At 65.9% G+C, this 15,137-nt stretch carries 14 protein-coding genes; 11 read left to right on the top strand and 3 right to left on the bottom strand.

Annotation, left to right across the window (positions count from 1 at the left end; all coding sequences use genetic code 11):
* Nucleotides 1–86: 86 nt before the first annotated feature.
* A complete protein-coding gene (locus PUN51_RS14070; protein WP_275181363.1) occupies nucleotides 87–950 on the bottom strand; it encodes an ABC transporter substrate-binding protein in 864 nt (287 codons plus the stop codon).
* Nucleotides 951–1,123: 173 nt separating this feature from the next.
* On the opposite strand from PUN51_RS14070, the gene PUN51_RS14065 reads away from it, so the two are divergent.
* On the top strand, nucleotides 1,124–2,233 hold the full coding sequence (locus PUN51_RS14065) for a LacI family DNA-binding transcriptional regulator (protein ID WP_275181362.1): 1,110 nt from the start codon (nucleotides 1,124–1,126) through the stop codon (nucleotides 2,231–2,233).
* 9 nt (nucleotides 2,234–2,242) lie between these two features.
* On the opposite strand, the gene PUN51_RS14060 is transcribed toward PUN51_RS14065, so the two are convergent.
* Nucleotides 2,243–2,986, bottom strand: coding sequence for a FadR/GntR family transcriptional regulator (locus tag PUN51_RS14060; RefSeq protein WP_224024041.1), 744 nt, complete (start codon nucleotides 2,984–2,986; stop codon nucleotides 2,243–2,245).
* 225 nt (nucleotides 2,987–3,211) lie between these two features.
* Here PUN51_RS14060 and PUN51_RS14055 point away from each other — a divergent pair, with 225 nt between their 5' ends.
* The 6 genes from PUN51_RS14055 (at nucleotide 3,212) to PUN51_RS14030 (ending at nucleotide 9,338) form a co-directional block, all read left to right on the top strand.
* Complete coding sequence (locus PUN51_RS14055) at nucleotides 3,212–4,576, top strand: MFS transporter (RefSeq protein WP_224024039.1); 1,365 nt, start codon at nucleotides 3,212–3,214, stop codon at nucleotides 4,574–4,576.
* 106 nt (nucleotides 4,577–4,682) lie between these two features.
* Nucleotides 4,683–6,425, top strand: a complete 1,743-nt coding sequence (locus PUN51_RS14050) for a dihydroxyacetone kinase family protein (RefSeq protein ID WP_275181361.1) — start codon at nucleotides 4,683–4,685, stop codon at nucleotides 6,423–6,425.
* On the top strand, nucleotides 6,422–6,892 hold the full coding sequence (locus tag PUN51_RS14045) for a ribose-5-phosphate isomerase (protein WP_224024035.1): 471 nt from the start codon (nucleotides 6,422–6,424) through the stop codon (nucleotides 6,890–6,892). Before PUN51_RS14050 ends, PUN51_RS14045 begins: the two co-directional genes overlap by 4 nt.
* The gene (locus tag PUN51_RS14040) at nucleotides 6,876–7,679 is read left to right on the top strand and encodes a triose-phosphate isomerase family protein (RefSeq protein WP_275181360.1); all 804 of its coding nucleotides are present in this window, start codon (nucleotides 6,876–6,878) and stop codon (nucleotides 7,677–7,679) included. The genes PUN51_RS14045 and PUN51_RS14040 overlap by 17 nt, the downstream gene beginning before the upstream one ends.
* Nucleotides 7,676–8,476 (top strand): sugar phosphate isomerase/epimerase family protein, encoded by an 801-nt coding sequence (locus PUN51_RS14035; RefSeq protein WP_224024031.1) that lies wholly within the window; start codon nucleotides 7,676–7,678, stop codon nucleotides 8,474–8,476. Before PUN51_RS14040 ends, PUN51_RS14035 begins: the two co-directional genes overlap by 4 nt.
* A 1-nt stretch (nucleotide 8,477) precedes the next feature.
* Nucleotides 8,478–9,338 carry a phosphogluconate dehydrogenase C-terminal domain-containing protein gene (locus tag PUN51_RS14030; protein WP_275181359.1) on the top strand — a complete coding sequence of 287 codons (861 nt, stop codon included), beginning with the start codon at nucleotides 8,478–8,480 and terminating at the stop codon, nucleotides 9,336–9,338.
* A gap of 91 nt (nucleotides 9,339–9,429) precedes the next feature.
* On the opposite strand, the gene PUN51_RS14025 is transcribed toward PUN51_RS14030, so the two are convergent.
* Nucleotides 9,430–10,470: a LacI family DNA-binding transcriptional regulator gene (locus PUN51_RS14025; RefSeq protein ID WP_275181358.1), complete on the bottom strand. Its 1,041-nt coding sequence runs from the start codon at nucleotides 10,468–10,470 to the stop codon at nucleotides 9,430–9,432.
* 296 nt (nucleotides 10,471–10,766) lie between these two features.
* Between PUN51_RS14025 and PUN51_RS14020 the strand changes: the two genes are divergently transcribed.
* From PUN51_RS14020 to PUN51_RS14005, 4 genes are read left to right on the top strand one after another with little or no spacing between them, the layout of a single operon-like run.
* A complete protein-coding gene (locus PUN51_RS14020; RefSeq protein WP_275181357.1) occupies nucleotides 10,767–12,086 on the top strand; it encodes an extracellular solute-binding protein in 1,320 nt (439 codons plus the stop codon).
* A 6-nt stretch (nucleotides 12,087–12,092) separates the two neighbouring features.
* Nucleotides 12,093–12,995 (top strand): carbohydrate ABC transporter permease, encoded by a 903-nt coding sequence (locus PUN51_RS14015; RefSeq protein WP_275181356.1) that lies wholly within the window; start codon nucleotides 12,093–12,095, stop codon nucleotides 12,993–12,995.
* Nucleotides 12,995–13,897 carry a carbohydrate ABC transporter permease gene (locus PUN51_RS14010; protein WP_275181355.1) on the top strand — a complete coding sequence of 301 codons (903 nt, stop codon included), beginning with the start codon at nucleotides 12,995–12,997 and terminating at the stop codon, nucleotides 13,895–13,897. The genes PUN51_RS14015 and PUN51_RS14010 overlap by 1 nt, the downstream gene beginning before the upstream one ends.
* A 14-nt stretch (nucleotides 13,898–13,911) precedes the next feature.
* Complete coding sequence (locus tag PUN51_RS14005) at nucleotides 13,912–15,102, top strand: Gfo/Idh/MocA family protein (protein ID WP_275181354.1); 1,191 nt, start codon at nucleotides 13,912–13,914, stop codon at nucleotides 15,100–15,102.
* The last annotated feature ends 35 nt before the right edge of the window (nucleotides 15,103–15,137 follow it).

Genomic DNA, 15,137 nt, shown 5'->3' with positions numbered 1-15,137 from the left:
GACGTAGATTGGGTGGAGGTGCCGGGGCGGGCCGCGGCCAGCGGGGCCCGCCCCGGCAGTGCAGCCGGAGGGCTGGTGCGCGCGGGCTACTTACTGGGCGCGGGTGAGGCGGAGGCGGCCTGTTCGGCCTTGGGCAGGTACTGCTTGGGCATCGGGGAGCCCGGGAACCATTTCTGGTAGAGCTTCTTCCAGGTGCCGTCCTCCATGGCTGCGGCCAAGCCCTTGTTCAGGGCTTCCTTGAAGGCGGTCTTGCCCTTGGCGACGGCGAACCCGGCCGGAGCGTCGAAGGACGGGATGTCCGCGGCGCTGACCAGGCCGTGCTGGTCCTCGTAGGCCTTCGCTGCCTCGTAATCCAGGAAGTGGGCGTCCACGCTGCCGCTGTTCACGGCCGCGATGGCGGTGTTGTTGTCCGGGAAGCGGACCAGGCTGGCCGAGGTGAAGTTCTTGACGGCGTACGCTTCCTGCAGGGTTCCCTGGACCACGCCCAGGCGCTTGCCGGCCAGGCCCTCAGCGCTTGTGATGCCCGACGTCTTGGTGGTGATCACCGTCAGGTAACCGGCCAGGTAGCCGTCCGAGAAGTCCACGGTTTCCTTCCGCTTGTCCGTGATGCCGATCGCGGCCACCCCGGCGTCGAACTGCCCGTTGGCCACTGCGGCCAGGAGGCCGGAAAAGTCCTGTCCGGTGAAGACCACGTTGTCCACACCGGCCCGATGGGCCACATCCTTGAACAGTTCGACGTCGAAGCCGGTGAAATTACCGGACGCGTCGGCGAAGGTGTACGGCTTGGAGTCGCCCAGGCTGGCCACGCGGATGGTGCCCGGCTGGATCAGGCCGTAAGGGTTGTTCTCAGTGGTGGAAGCGGCGGAGGTGGAGCTGCAGCCGGAGAGCGCCAGGACCGCAGCCAGTGCTGCGGCGGCGATTCCGGCCGGGCGGAGGTTCTTTTTCTTCACAGCGTTGTCCAATCGTTGGGAGGGAGGCGGTGCTGTCAGGGCCGCCGAAGAAAGTCGCCGATGCTCTTGTTGAGTCCGGTCTCACACCCTAAGATTGAGACCGGACTCACATCGATGGATAGAAATGTAGCGGAAGTCACAGGGGGCGTCAACAGCCTCTTCGAAAGGTGAAGATGAGCGCTGAAGGAGCACGGCGGCGGGACGTCACCGTTGCAGACGTCGCAAAGGCAGCCCAGGTCTCCAAGGCCCAGGCAGCCCGCGCGTTGGGCAATTACGGCGCCGTCAGCGACGACGTCCGCGAGCGCGTCCAGGCCGCGGCGGAGGCCCTTTCCTACCGGCCCAATGAGCTTGCGCGCAGCATGAACACGGGCAAATCGCACACCATCGGCGTGGTGGTGGGTGACATCGAAAACCCCCACTTCGGACTGGCAACCCGGGGCATCACGGACACGGCAAAGAAGGCCGGCTACAACGTCATCCTGGTCAATACCGACGAAGACCGCGAGGCGGAAGTGGACGCAGTGCGGGTGCTGCTGGACAAGCGCGTGGACGGGCTGATCGTCGCTCCTGCGTCCTCGGTGGACACCGGACACCTCCAGGAGGTGCACCGGTCAGGCCGGCCCATGGTCTTCATCGACCGCACTGCCGGGGACATGCCGGTTGAGACCATGGCCGTGGACATGGCGCGGATTTCGCGCGAGGCTACGCGGTACCTGCTGGATGCGGGCCACCGCCGGATCGCCTTCATTTCCACGTTGAGGACTAATGCCCCGTACACCCCCGGAATGACGCTGGAGTCCTCACAGATTGCCGACCGTATCGAAGGCATGCGGGAGGCCTTCCTGGAATCCGGGCTGGCTTTTCCGGAGGACCTGGTCCGGTTGAACGCGGGCGATGAAGACTCCATCCGCAGCATTACCCGGGAAGTGCTCAGGGGTCCGGACCGGGCCACGGCCGCGGTGGCGTCCGACGGCCTCATCGCCCTCAGCGTTGTGGAAGCGATCCAGGAACTGGGCCTGTCCATTCCAGCGGATGTTTCATTCCTGATGTACGACGACTTTGCGTGGACCAGGCTGACAACCCCGCCCCTCACGGTCATCGCCCAGCCCGTCTACAACATGGGAGTCGCGGCAGCGAAGGCGTTGATCCGGCAAATGGAGGGGCTCCCGCCCACCGCTCCCGCACAGTTCACGGCAACCCTGGTGCGGCGCGGGTCAGTGGGGCCGTGCCCGGCCACCACCGGGAAACCTGGCCGCGAACAGCTGGCGGGAAAGCCCGCCTGACGCCCCGGCCTACTGGGCGGCGTCGAATCCCGCCAGCAGGCGCCGGGTAGCTGTCTCCATGTGGGAGCTCATGGTTGCCGTCACGGCACCGGCATCCCGGGCAGCCAGCGCTTCGTAGATTTTGGTGTGCTCCTTCAGCGCGGCAGCAGCATGCCCTTCGTCCGTGAGGGCCCGGTCCACCCAGATCCGCAGCAACGAGCGGATGCTTTGCAGGAGTTCCTGGAGCACCTGGTTCCCGGAAGCCGCGGCGATTTCGCGGTGGAACGAGGCGTCGGCCTCAACGAAGGCCGTAAGGTCGTCAAGCGTGCGTTCCATCGTGTCCAGGTTTGAGCGCATCCGCTCCAGCGCCTCGTCGGTGATGCGCCCTGCGGCCAGTTGAGCGGCCTGCACCTCGAGTCCGCTGCGCAGTTCCACGAGTTCGCGCGTGCGTGGGGCGCCCAGCATCATGCCCCAGCTCAGGGTGCGGGGCAGAAGCTCCGAGACGCCGTCCCGAAGATAAGTGCCGGATCCCGGCCGGACCACCACGATGCCAAGGATTTCCAGCGCAGCGAGGGCCTCCCGCACCGCTGACCGGCCAACGCCAAGGGAGGCGGCCAGCGTGCGCTCGGCAGGGAGCCTGGTTCCCGGGGCAATATCACCGCTGGTGAAAAAGGCCAGCAGGCGCTCGGCCACTTCCGACACCACTGAACCCTGCCCCAGAGAGCCCAGGGCGGCACTGATCTTGGCCGTCGCGGCGGCGGATTCTACGGACACCACCCAAGCGTAACAACTGGTTGACCACGCCGGACGGCCCCAGAGGACCACCTACGGGATTGTCATCGGACGGGAACCAGTCAACCGGTTGACCAATTCTTGTTTCAGTCCTATGGTGGAACTCACAGCTTCAGCCGCCGCGGAACCCCAAGCCCGCGTGCACATGAGACAGCCCCACGCCTCCAGTGACGGATGCGGCCGGGACACCAACATCTAGGAGTCAACGTGGACACCACACAATCGGTGGTCGAAAAATCCGCAATCAGGAAAGTGGCGATCAGGCTTGTCCCGTTCGTCGCGCTGATGTTCTTCATCAACTATCTCGACCGCACCGCCATCTCTTTCGCCGGCCCCAACGGCATGAACAAGGACCTGGCCCTGAACGCCGCCCAGTTCGGCTTCGCCTCCGGCGTCTTCTTCATCGGCTACATCCTGCTGGAGGTCCCCTCCAACCTGGCGCTCCACAAGTTCGGAGCCCGCCGCTGGCTGGCCCGCATCATGGTCAGCTGGGGCATCGTCTCCCTGCTGTTCACCTGGGTGGCCAACGTTGAGCAGCTCTACATCCTGCGCTTCATCCTGGGCGTGGCCGAAGCCGGATTCTTCCCCGGCGCCATCCTCTTCCTGAGCCTCTGGGTTCCCGCCAGGCACCGCAGCAAGATCCTGGCCCTGTTCTACCTGGCCCAGCCGCTGACCACCGTCATCGGCGCCCCGCTGGCCGGCATCCTCATCCAGCAGCACGGCCTCTTCGGGCTCGAAGGCTGGCGCGTGATGTTCCTCGGCGTTGCCATCCCCGCCATCCTCATCGGCATCGTTTCCTGGTTCTACCTGGCCGACTCCCCCGCCAAGGCCAAGTGGCTCAGCGCCGAGGAAAAGACCTGGCTGACCGGCGCGCTGGAGAAGGAAAAGAACGAAACCGCCGCGGGCAACAAGCACGTCAGCGTACGCACCGTCTTCGGCAACGGCCGCGTCTGGATGCTCTCCCTGATCTACTTCGGCTTCATCTACGGCCTTTACGCCCTCGGCTTCTTCCTGCCGACCATCATCTCCGGCTTCGAAGGCGTCTACGGCACCAAGTTCGACGTCTTCCAAAAGGGCCTGATCACCGCCATCCCGTACCTGCCGGCAGCCATCGCCCTGTACTTCTGGTCCAAGGACGCCACCAAGCGCGGCGTCAAGACCTGGCACATCGCAGTACCGGCCCTGGTGGGTGGACTGAGCATCCCGCTGGCACTCTTTGCGGGAAGCCCGGCAGCCACCATCGCCGTCATCACCATCACGGCCATGGCCATTTTCGCCGCGCTGCCCAACTTCTGGACGGTCCCCACGCAGTTCCTGACCGGTGCGGCAGCGGCAGCCGGCATCGCCCTGATCAACACCGTGGGCAACCTGGCAGGCTTCAGCGCCGGCTACATCACCGGCTGGCTCAAGGACTGGACAGGCGACTACACCGTGCCGATGTTCGTGGTGGGCGGCTTCATGCTCCTGTCCGCCGTCCTGATGGTGGCGTTGAGCCGTTCCGGCCGCGTCACGGAGGGCATCCGGTCCGAGGCCCTGGATCCGGCCGGCGCCGGCCAGCACGCCGAGCCCTGAGCGGCAACGCACCGTAAAACCCGGGGGCGCCTTCCTTGCCCGAAGGCGCCCCCACACCAACCACTGCCCACAGACCCTTCCCCAGCTAGGCCCAGGAGCTTTTCCCATGACCCGCCTGTTCAACGAACCGTCAGCCTTCGCTGACGAAATGATCGAAGGCTTCGTCGCCTCACACGGACGCTGGGTGAGGCGTGTTTCCGGAGGCGTTGTCCGCAACACCAAGAGCACCCCGGACACGGTGGCACTGGTTATTGGCGGCGGCTCCGGCCACTACCCGGCCTTCGCCGGACTCGTGGGCCAGGGCCTGGCTCACGGCGCCGCCATGGGCAACCTTTTCGCATCGCCGTCGGCCCAGCAGGTTTACAACGTGGCCAGGGCCGCCCACAACGGCACCGGCGTGCTGCTTGGTTACGGAAACTACGCCGGTGACGTCCTCCACTTCACCCAGGCCAAGGAAAAGCTCCGCAGGGAAGGCATCGACTGCCGCAGCATCGCCGTCACGGACGACGTTTCCTCTGCCCCGATCGAAGAGCACACCAAGCGCCGCGGCATCGCCGGAGACCTCACCGTCTTCAAGGTAGCGGCCGCTGCCGCGGAGGCCGGCTACGGCATGGATGCGGTGATGGAGATCGCCGAACGCGCCAACCACCGCACCCGCTCCTTCGGCGTCGCCTTCACCGGCTGCACCCTCCCAGGCGCCGAAACACCGCTGTTCTCCGTTCCCGAGGGCCGGATGGCGGTGGGCATGGGCATCCACGGTGAGCCGGGCATTGGAGAAACAGACATTCCGACGGCGGATGAGCTCGCCGAACTGCTCGTTGGCAAGCTCCTCACCGAAGTGCCCGACGGCATTGAGGCCACCAGCGCCCGCCTAGTCCCCATCCTCAACGGCCTGGGCAGCGTCAAATACGAAGAGCTCTTCGTGGTGTACCGGCGCGTGGCCCAGCTGCTGGCTGAGGCAGGCCTGGAGGCGGTGGACCCGCAGGTGGGCGAGCTGGTCACCAGCTTCGACATGGCCGGCACCTCCCTGACCCTCTTCTGGCTCGACGACGAGTTGGAGGCCCTCTGGAACGCCCCCGCCGACGCCCCGGCTTTCCGCCGCGGCGCCGTCACCGCCGGAGCGCTGGAGGAGACGGCAGGCGAGACGGCCGACGTCGAACTTTCGGTCCCGGAGGCAACCGCTGAATCCCAGGCCGGTGCGTGCCGTGTCCTCGCGGCGCTTGGCGCCGCCAAGGATGTGGTGGACGCCAACGCCGCCGAACTGGGCCGGATCGATGCGATCGCCGGAGACGGCGACCACGGCATCGGCATGGAGCGCGGCGTCCGCGCGGCCGTGCAAGCCGCGGCAGACGCCGTCGGCCGCGGTGCCGGCGCTGCCACCACCCTGTACTTCGCCGCCGATGCCTGGGCCGACAAGGCCGGCGGCACATCCGGCGCCTTGTGGGGCATGGCCCTGCGTGCGGTAGGCGATGCCGTGGGTGACAGCAAAGCGCCCGACGCCGGTGCTGTCGCCGCCGGCGTGGCAGGCGCCGCCGCCGCGATCATGGACTTTGGCAAGGCCAAGGTGGGCGACAAGACCTTGGTGGACGTGCTGGTTCCGTTCCGGGATGCCCTGACCGCCGGTGTGGAGGGCGGAAAGTCCCTGGCCGATGCCTGGGACGTTGCAGCCACCACTGCCCAGCAGGCTGCCGAGGACACCGCCAACCTGCTGCCCCTGATGGGCCGGGCCCGGCCCCACGCCGAGAAAAGCCTGGGCACCCCTGACGCCGGCGCCGTGTCCATGGCCCTGATCGTCCGTGCCATCCACAACACCCTCAGCCAGAACACCACCATCAAGGAGAACGCATGAGCGCCAAACTGCGCCTGGTCATTGGAGCCGACGACGCCGGTTTCGACTACAAGGAAGCCCTGAAGGCCGACCTGGAAGCCTCCGAACTGGTCGAATCCGTGACCGACGTCGGGGTGGACGCCAGTAGCCACACCCCCTACCCGTCAGTTGCCATCGCCGCCGCCGAACTCATCGCCGCGGGCAAGGCCGACCGGGCCCTGCTGGTCTGCGGCACCGGCCTCGGCGTCGCGATCGCCGCCAACAAGGTTCCGGGCGTCCGCGCCGTTACCGCGCACGATTCCTTCTCCGTTGAGCGCGCCATCCTGAGCAACAACGCCCAGGTCCTCACCTTCGGCCAGCGTGTCGTCGGCCTGGAGCTCGCCCGCCGGCTGGCGAAGGAATGGCTCACCTACACGTTCGACGAAAGCTCCGCCTCGGCGGAGAAGGTCGCCCTGATTAAGGACTACGAGGGTGTCACTTCCTGCTAAGAACCCCCAAGCCATCATCGGCGTCAGCCTGAAGATGTACTTCGGCTACGCCCGCTCGGTGGACTACTGCCGCGACGTCGCATCCATCGCCTTCGCCCATCCGGCAGTGCAAAGCGGCGACATCGAGCTCTTCGTCCTGCCCGTCCTGCCGGCACTGCCGGAGGCCGCAAGGATCCTGGGCCCCGCCGGTGCCGCCGCCGGCGCCCAGGACATCTTCTGGGAAGACGAAGGCGCCTACACCGGCGAGGTGGGCGGCAGGACCATCGCCGAACTCGGCGGCCGGTACGCCGAGGTGGGCCATGCAGAACGCCGCCGGATCTTCGGCGAGGACCACCGGACCATCGGGCTGAAGACCGCAGCCGCCTACCGCAACGGGCTGACCCCCGTCCTGTGCGTCGGTGAACTGCAGCAGGGGTCCGTGGAGGAGGCCGTCGCCCAGTGCACGGCGGAGATCGACGCCGCACTGAACCGCGCGTCGTCCCTGGCGCCCGCCGGCCGGACCATCGTCGCCTACGAGCCTCAATGGGCCATCGGCGCCCCGGAACCGGCCACACCGGAGTACATCAGCGCCGTCACCACCGGACTGGACGCGCACCTGCGCAGCCTCCCGGGCCAGGACACCAGCCGCGTGATCTACGGCGGCAGTGCCGGACCGGGCCTGATCACCCAGCTGGATCCCGCCGTCGCCGGTTTGTTCCTGGGCCGCTTCGCCCACGACCCGAAGGCGCTGAAGACCATCCTGGACGAAACCGCGGCGCGGCTGGAAACAGCGGAGGTGGCGGCATGACCTCACGAATCGGCCTCAGCAGCTACGCCTTCTTCTGGCAGCTCTCGGACCAGGTCTCCACGCCACTGAGCATCCATGACGCCCTGGAACGGACGGCGGAACTGGGCGTTGACCTCTTCCAGGTCTGCGACTACGCACCGCTGGAAGCCATGACCGACGCCCAACTCCAGGCCGTGCGGGATACCGCGGACCGGCTGGGCATCGGCCTTGAGCTGGGCACCAAGGGGATCCGGCCGGAGCACCTTCGGAAGTTCCTGCACATCGCGGAAATCCTAGGATCCCCGCTGCTGCGGACCATGTTCAACACCCCAGGCCACACCCCCACCACGGAGGAAGCGGTGGCCATCTTCAAGGAGGTCCTGCCCGAGTTCGAGGCGGCAGGGGTGAAGATCGCCGTGGAAACCTACGAACAGGTCCCCACCTCCCGGGTCCTGGACGTGATCCACGGCGTGAACAGCCCGCACCTGGGGATCTGCAGCGACCCCGCCAACACCGTCGCGGCGCTGGAGATGCCGCGTGAGGTGATTGACGCCGTCGCACCCCATGTCCTGAACATGCACGTCAAGGACTTTGCCTTCAGCCGCAAGGACGGCTGGGTGGGATTCACCTACTCCGGCGCCCCACTCGGCGAAGGCCTGCTCGACTACGGGTACATGGCCGGGAAGATCCGGCCGCACGAACGAAACATCAACCAAATCGTCGAACACTGGCTGCCCTGGCAGGACACCGAGGCGGAAACCATCCGGCTCGAAAACCAGTGGACCCGGCAAAGCATCGAATACCTAAGGAGCAAGTGAAATGTCAGCAGAAACTTTGACCGTCGCCGTCATCGGAGCCGGGGGCAAGATGGGGCTGCGGGTTTCCCGGAACCTCCAGAAGTCCGGCCACACCGTCTTCTACAGCGAGAACTCCCCCGCCGGCCAGGAGCGCGTCCGCGCCGAGCGCCGCGAGATCACCGCCACGGACGACGCCGTCAAGGGCGCCGACGTGGTGATCCTCGCCGTCCCGGACACCGTCCTGGGCATCGTGTCAGAAGGCGTGGTCCCGCAGATGAAAGCCGGATCCATCCTCCTCACCCTGGACCCCGCCGCCGCCTACGCCGGCCTGCTGGCCAAGCGCGACGACGTCGTGCAGGCGGTAGCGCACCCGTGCCACCCGTCCGTGTTCCTGGAGCGCACCACCAAGGAAGAATGGGCCGACACCTTCGGCGGCCAGGGCGCCCCGCAGAACGTGGTGGCCGCCATCGACGAAGACGCCCCGGAGGCCACCAAGGCAGCTGCGGAGGCGACCATCCGCACCATCTACGCCCCCGTCATCGACGTCCACTGGGTCACCGTCAAGCAGCTCGCCATCCTCGAACCCACCCTCGTGGAAACGGTGGCCTGCATGATCGGCGCCCTGCTCAACGAGGCACTGCACGAGACCGTGCACACCGCCGGCGTCCCCGAGGAAGCCGCCAAGGCCATGCTGTTCGGCCACGTCCAGATCGCGCTGACCAACGCCCTGCGCGGGTCCAACCCGTTCTCCGAGGCCTGCGAAATCGCCATCCAGTACGGCAAGGACACCATCATCAAGGACGACTGGAAGAAGATCTTCGACGACTCCGAACTCGACGGCGTCATTGCCAAGATGCTGAAGCTGGAAGCGGTCAAGCGCTAGGCTTCACACCCCAGCGGCGGCTGCCACCCGGTCCTCTTCGGACGGGGTGGCAGCCGCCGCTTTGTGTTCCACGCGTTGCCCCGCCCCGCACTCAGGCCGGGGGAGGGGCGGTGGACTCGCGGACAATCACGTGGGTGGCCAGCTCCACCCGGCGGGAATCGAGGACTTCACCGCGCGCCTGGCGCAGCAGCGACCTCAGGGCAGCCCGTCCCATCTCCTCAAGGGGCTGCGCCACCGACGTGAGCGCCGGCACGGATTCCTCGCCCTGGATGGTGCCATCGAAACCGACGAGGCTGATGTCCCCGGGAACCTTCAAGCCGCAATGCGCCGCCTCGCTGAGCACGCCCAGGGCGATGCTGTCGCTTCCGGCAAAGATGGCCGTGGGGCGCTTCTCGAGGCCAAGCAGCGCCTTCATCCCGGACACCCCGCTGTCCCGGCGGAACCTGCCGCCCGAAATGATGTACTGCGGATCCACGGAGAGGCCATGGGCTGCAAGGGCCGCCATGTAGCCGTGGAGCCGCGCCTGGTTGCATTCGGCCCGCTCAATACCGCCGATGTAGGCAATGCGCCGGTGGCCCAGTTCCAGCAGGTGTTCGGTGGCGGCCTTGCCGCCCGCCCAGTTGGTGGCCCCTACGCTGACCACGTCCGCGGGTGGCGGGTTGAGCGGATCGATCACCACCACCGGGATCCGGCGCCGCCGGAAAGCGTGCATCTGCGCCTCGCTGAATGCCGAGGTCACCACGATCATTCCCGCCCTGCCTTCGTCGACCATCCGCTGCGCGCGGCGCTCCGCGGTCTGCACCGTCGGAGTCGAGGGTGGGGTGACGCTCACCAGGACCTCGACATCCTCGGAAGCGGCGAACTGCAGAATCCCGTCCAGGACCTCGGTGGTGTAGGCGGAGGTCAGGACGTCCACCACCACCTCGATCACCGTGCTGGTCCTCGTCACGGAACGGCGCTGCACGGGTGATTGATACCCCGCCTGCTCCAAGGCGGCCAGGATGCGGGCCCGGGTCTCCGGCGCAACATCTTCGCGGCCGTTGACCACCTTGGACACTGTGGGGGTGGAAACCCCCGCCTGCAAGGCAACAGCTGCCAGGGTTGTCTTTGCCGGCCGTGCAGTCTTCGCCACTGGCTCATCCACTCTTTCGAAACATTTCGCTTACGGCCATCTTGCCCGCGTTTCCTCAGGGCGTCAACTGATCACCAGTAGGGACAGGTTGAGCCCGGCACGGTCAACTCTTGACTGTGACCCGGCTCACGGCTAGATTGGCACCACCGCTCGTAAAGTTTCGAAATCTTTCGAAAGCCGCGCGGTACGACCACTGACCGAATTGACGCGGGCCATCCGCCTCGGAGCCGAGGCAAACGCCTGCTTCACACGTTACCGGGACCCAGCGTTGAGCCCGGAGGATGAACGGAAGCGAAATGAAGATTCGAAAGTTGCGCTCGGCAGCGTTGGCAATTTCCGCAGCAGGACTGGCAGTCAGCCTCGCTGCCTGCGGTTCGTCAGGTCCTGCCAGCTCAAACGTCAGCAGCGATTCGGCCACCATGTGGGGACTCACCGGCGGCAACCAGCCGGTGCTCCAGAAGTCGGTGGATGACTGGAACCAGGCCAACCCGGACAAGTCCATCAAGCTGGATTTCTTCGCCAACGACGCCTACAAGACCAAAGTCCGCACCGCCGTCGGCGCCGGCGAAGGCCCCACCTTCATCTATGGCTGGGGCGGCGGAGTCCTGAAGTCGTACGTCGACGCCAGCCAGGTTGACGACCTGTCCACCTTCATCAAGGACAACCCGCAGGTCAAGGACCGTTACCTTCCCTCAGTGCTGAAGAACGGTGAAGTAAACGGCAAGACCTACGCACTGCCGAACAACAACGTCCAGCCGGTTGTCCTCTACTTCAACAAGGACGTCTTCGACAAGGTGGGAGCCCAGCCGCCGAAGACCTGGGATGAGCTGATGGCCCTGGTGCCGAAGTTCAAGGCAGCCGGTGTTGCCCCGTTCTCGCTGGGCGGCCAGTCCAAGTGGCCGGACCTGATGTGGCTTGAGTACCTGGTGGAGCGCATTGGCGGCCCCGAAGTCTTCGCCAACATCGCAGCCAACAAGCCCGGAGCCTGGTCCGACCCCGCCGTCAAAGAGGCGCTGACCAAGATCCAGGACCTGGCCGACGCCGGCGGGTTCATCAACGGCTTCTCATCCGTTGCGGCGGACAGCAACGCAGACCAGGCCCTGATGTACACCGGCAAGGCCGCCATGATCCTGCAGGGCGGCTGGATCTACCAGGGCATGAAGAAGGACGCCGCCGACTTCGTCAAGAGTGGAAAGCTGGGATACACCACCTTCCCCACCGTTTCGGGCGGCAAGGGTGACCCGACGAACGTCGTGGGCAACCCCTCCAACTTCTGGTCCATCTCCGCCAAGGCGACCGATGCCCAGAAGAAGGCCGCCCTGGACTATGTCAAGGACGGCATGTTCACCGATGCCAACACAGATGCCTTGATTAGCTCCGGCGCCGTCCCGGTAGTCAAGGGAATCGAAGACAAACTCGCCGCCTCACCCGACAAGGACTTCCTGACCTTCGTCTACGGCCTGGCCAAGAACGCCCCCAGCTTCACCCTCTCCTGGGACCAGGCCCTCAGCCCCGCGCAGGGTGACGCCATGCTGTCCAACCTGGACCAGATCTTCCTCAAGAAGATCAGCCCTGACCAGTTCATCAGCACCATGAACGCCACGATCGGAAAGTAAGGTTCCATGACGGCTCTTGGTTCCGCCAACCGGGGGGTCCGCGACGCGGGCCCCTCGGGATGGCTCGCAGTCCCGGCCCTGGTCTTCTTCCTGGCGTTCGCTGTCGTCCCGCTGATCGGCGTCGTCCTCCTCAGCTTCACCAGCTGGAACGGTTTGGGCGAGATCAAGCTGGACGGCCTGTCCAGCTGGACCACGGTCCTCACGGATCCGGTCACCGGCAACGCCCTGGTGGTCACCGGGAAGATCATGTTCTTCTCATTCATCGTCCAGGCGCCCATCAGCCTGCTGCTTGGCGTGTTCACGGCCGGCGGCCAGAAGTACCGCGCCGCCCTCGCCGTGCTCTATTTCCTGCCGTTGCTGCTTTCGTCCGCCGCCGTTGCCATCGCCTTCAAGGCCCTGCTCGATCCCAACTTCGGCCTGGGCCCCGGATTCAACCTGCACATCCTTGCCCAGGACTGGCTTGGCAACTCGGATTTGGTCCTGTTCGTGGTGGTCTTCGTGATTGCGTGGCAGTTCGTTCCCTTCCACACGCTGATTTACCAGGGCGGCGTCCGCCAGATCCCCACGTCGCTGTACGAGGCCGCCGAAATCGACGGCGCGGGACGCTTCCGCCAGTTCTGGAACATCACCCTGCCCCAGCTCAAGTACACGATCATCACGTCCTCCACCCTGATGGTGGTGGGCAGCCTCGCCTACTTCGACCTCATCTTCGTGCTCACCGGGGGCGGCCCCGGCTACAGCACGCGGCTGCTGCCGCTGCACATGTACCTGACGGGTTTCAAGGCCAACGACATGGGCGCCGCGAGCGCCCTGGGAGTCATTCTCGTCGTCATCGGACTGGGCCTGGCGCTCATCCTCCAGCGGTTGGGCGGCAAAAACCGCAACGCAAGCCAATTGGAAGGTGCCTGATGGCCTCCACAACACAACTTCCCGTCCCACCGGCCCCGGCGGGCAGCATCACCGCAGCACCGGTTACCCGCACCAAGGGACCCGGGCGGCTGCGGCCAAACCTCCTTGGCGGGCTGGGCGGCTGGCTTTGGCTGGCCATCATCATCGTCCCCATCTATTACGTGGTGATCACCAGCTTCAAGAACCAGGCTGGTTTCTTCACCTCCAACCCCATGCTCCCGGCAACGGAACCCACCCTGGACAACTACAAGCTGGTCCTGGAGAACAACTTCGTCAGGTACTTCACCAACAGCCTGATCGTCACCCTGGGCACGGTCCTGCCTGCCCTGCTGGTGTCCTTCATGGCCGCGTATGCGATCGTCCGCGGCAAGGGCCGGTTCCTGAGCCTGACGAACAACCTGTTCCTCCTTGGCCTGGCCATCCCCCTGCACGCCACCATCATCCCCATCTACTGGATGATCACCCGGGCGCACATGTATGACACCTTGCTGGCCCTGATCCTTCCGTCCGTGGCATTTGCCATCCCGGTCAGCGTCCTCATCCTGTCCAACTTCATGCGCGATGTCCCCAATGAGCTTTTCGAATCGATGCGCCTGGACGGCTGTTCCGACTGGGCCATGATGTGGCGCCTCGCTCTCCCCATGACCAAGCCGGCGGTCATCACCGTCGGCATCTACAACGCCCTGCATGTCTGGAACGGTTTCCTCTTCCCGCTGATCCTGACGCAGAGCCCGGCAACCAGGGTCCTGCCGCTGTCCCTGTGGACCTTCCAGGGTGAGTTCAGCGTGAACATCCCCGCCATTCTCGCCTCCGTCGTCCTGGCGACCCTTCCCCTGCTGGTGGTATACGTCGTCGCCCGCCGTCAACTGTTGAGCGGCCTCACCGCCGGCTTCAGCAAGTAAGAAAGGACATCTCCATGACCACCGCACAACCCCTGCGGGTCGGCATGGTGGGCTACGCCTTCATGGGTGCAGCCCACTCCCACGCCTGGCGGACCGCACCCCGGTTTTTCGACCTGCCCCTGCAGCCCCGGCTGACCGCGGTCGCGGGCAGGAATGCCGAGGGAGTCCGTTCCGCGGCAGACAAGCTCGGCTGGGAATCGGTTGAAACGGACTGGCGCCGCCTGATCGAGCGCGACGACATCGACCTCATCGATATCTGCACGCCCGGCAACACCCACGCCGAAATTGCCATCGCCGCCCTTGAAGCCGGAAAGCACGTGCTGTGCGAGAAGCCGCTGGCCAACTCCGTCGAGGAAGCCGAACGGATGACGCTCGCCGCGGAGACCGCGGCGAAGAACGGCGTCTTCTCCATGTGCGGCTTCAGCTACCGCCGCACTCCGGCGCTGGCGCTGGCCAAGCGGTTCGTGGAACAGGGCAGGCTGGGCGGCATCCGCCATGTCAGGGCCCAATACCTGCAGGACTGGCTCAGCGATGCCAACGCCCCCATGACCTGGCGGCTGGACAAGAGCAAGTCCGGATCCGGCTCCTTGGGTGACATCGGAGCACACAGCATCGACGCCGCGCAGTGGGTTACGGGCCTGAACATCAGCGGGGTCTCGGCCCTGCTGGAGACCTTTGTGCAGGAACGCCCGCTGGCCGGCGACCTGGTGGGACTCGGCGGGCACGGCGACCTCAGCAGCGATGCTCCGCGGGGAAAAGTCACGGTTGATGACGCGGCAATCTTCAGCGCAAAGTTCGACGGCGGCACGGCTTCGGGTGCGATCGGCGTCTTTGAAGCCACGCGTTACGCCCTGGGCAGGAAGAACGCCATGCGGCTGGAGGTCAACGGCACCAAGGGTTCCGTTGCCTTCGACTTCGAGGACATGAACGTCCTGTCCTTCTACGACGCCGCCGAATCCCCCGACGCCGGGTTCCGGAAGATCTTCGTCACCGAGCCCGAGCACCCCTACGTCGGAAACTGGTGGCCCACCGGCCACGGCCTGGGGTACGAACACGGCTTCACCCACCAGGTGGTGGACCTCGTCACGGCCATCGGCGAAGCCCGCCAACCGGAACCGTCCTTCGCCGACGCCCTGCAGGTGCAGCGGGTCCTGGCCGCTGTGGAGTCCAGTGCCGCAAATTCCAGCCAGTGGCAAAAAGTCTGAGCAGCGGTTCGGCACGGCAACGACCAGCTTCAAGC

It is taken from the genome of Arthrobacter sp. NQ4, from assembly GCF_029077345.1.
Taxonomy (GTDB): Bacteria; Actinomycetota; Actinomycetes; order Actinomycetales; family Micrococcaceae; genus Arthrobacter.
The sequence above is the reverse complement of the archived record's forward strand: the minus strand, read 5'-3'. Positions and strand labels throughout refer to the sequence as shown.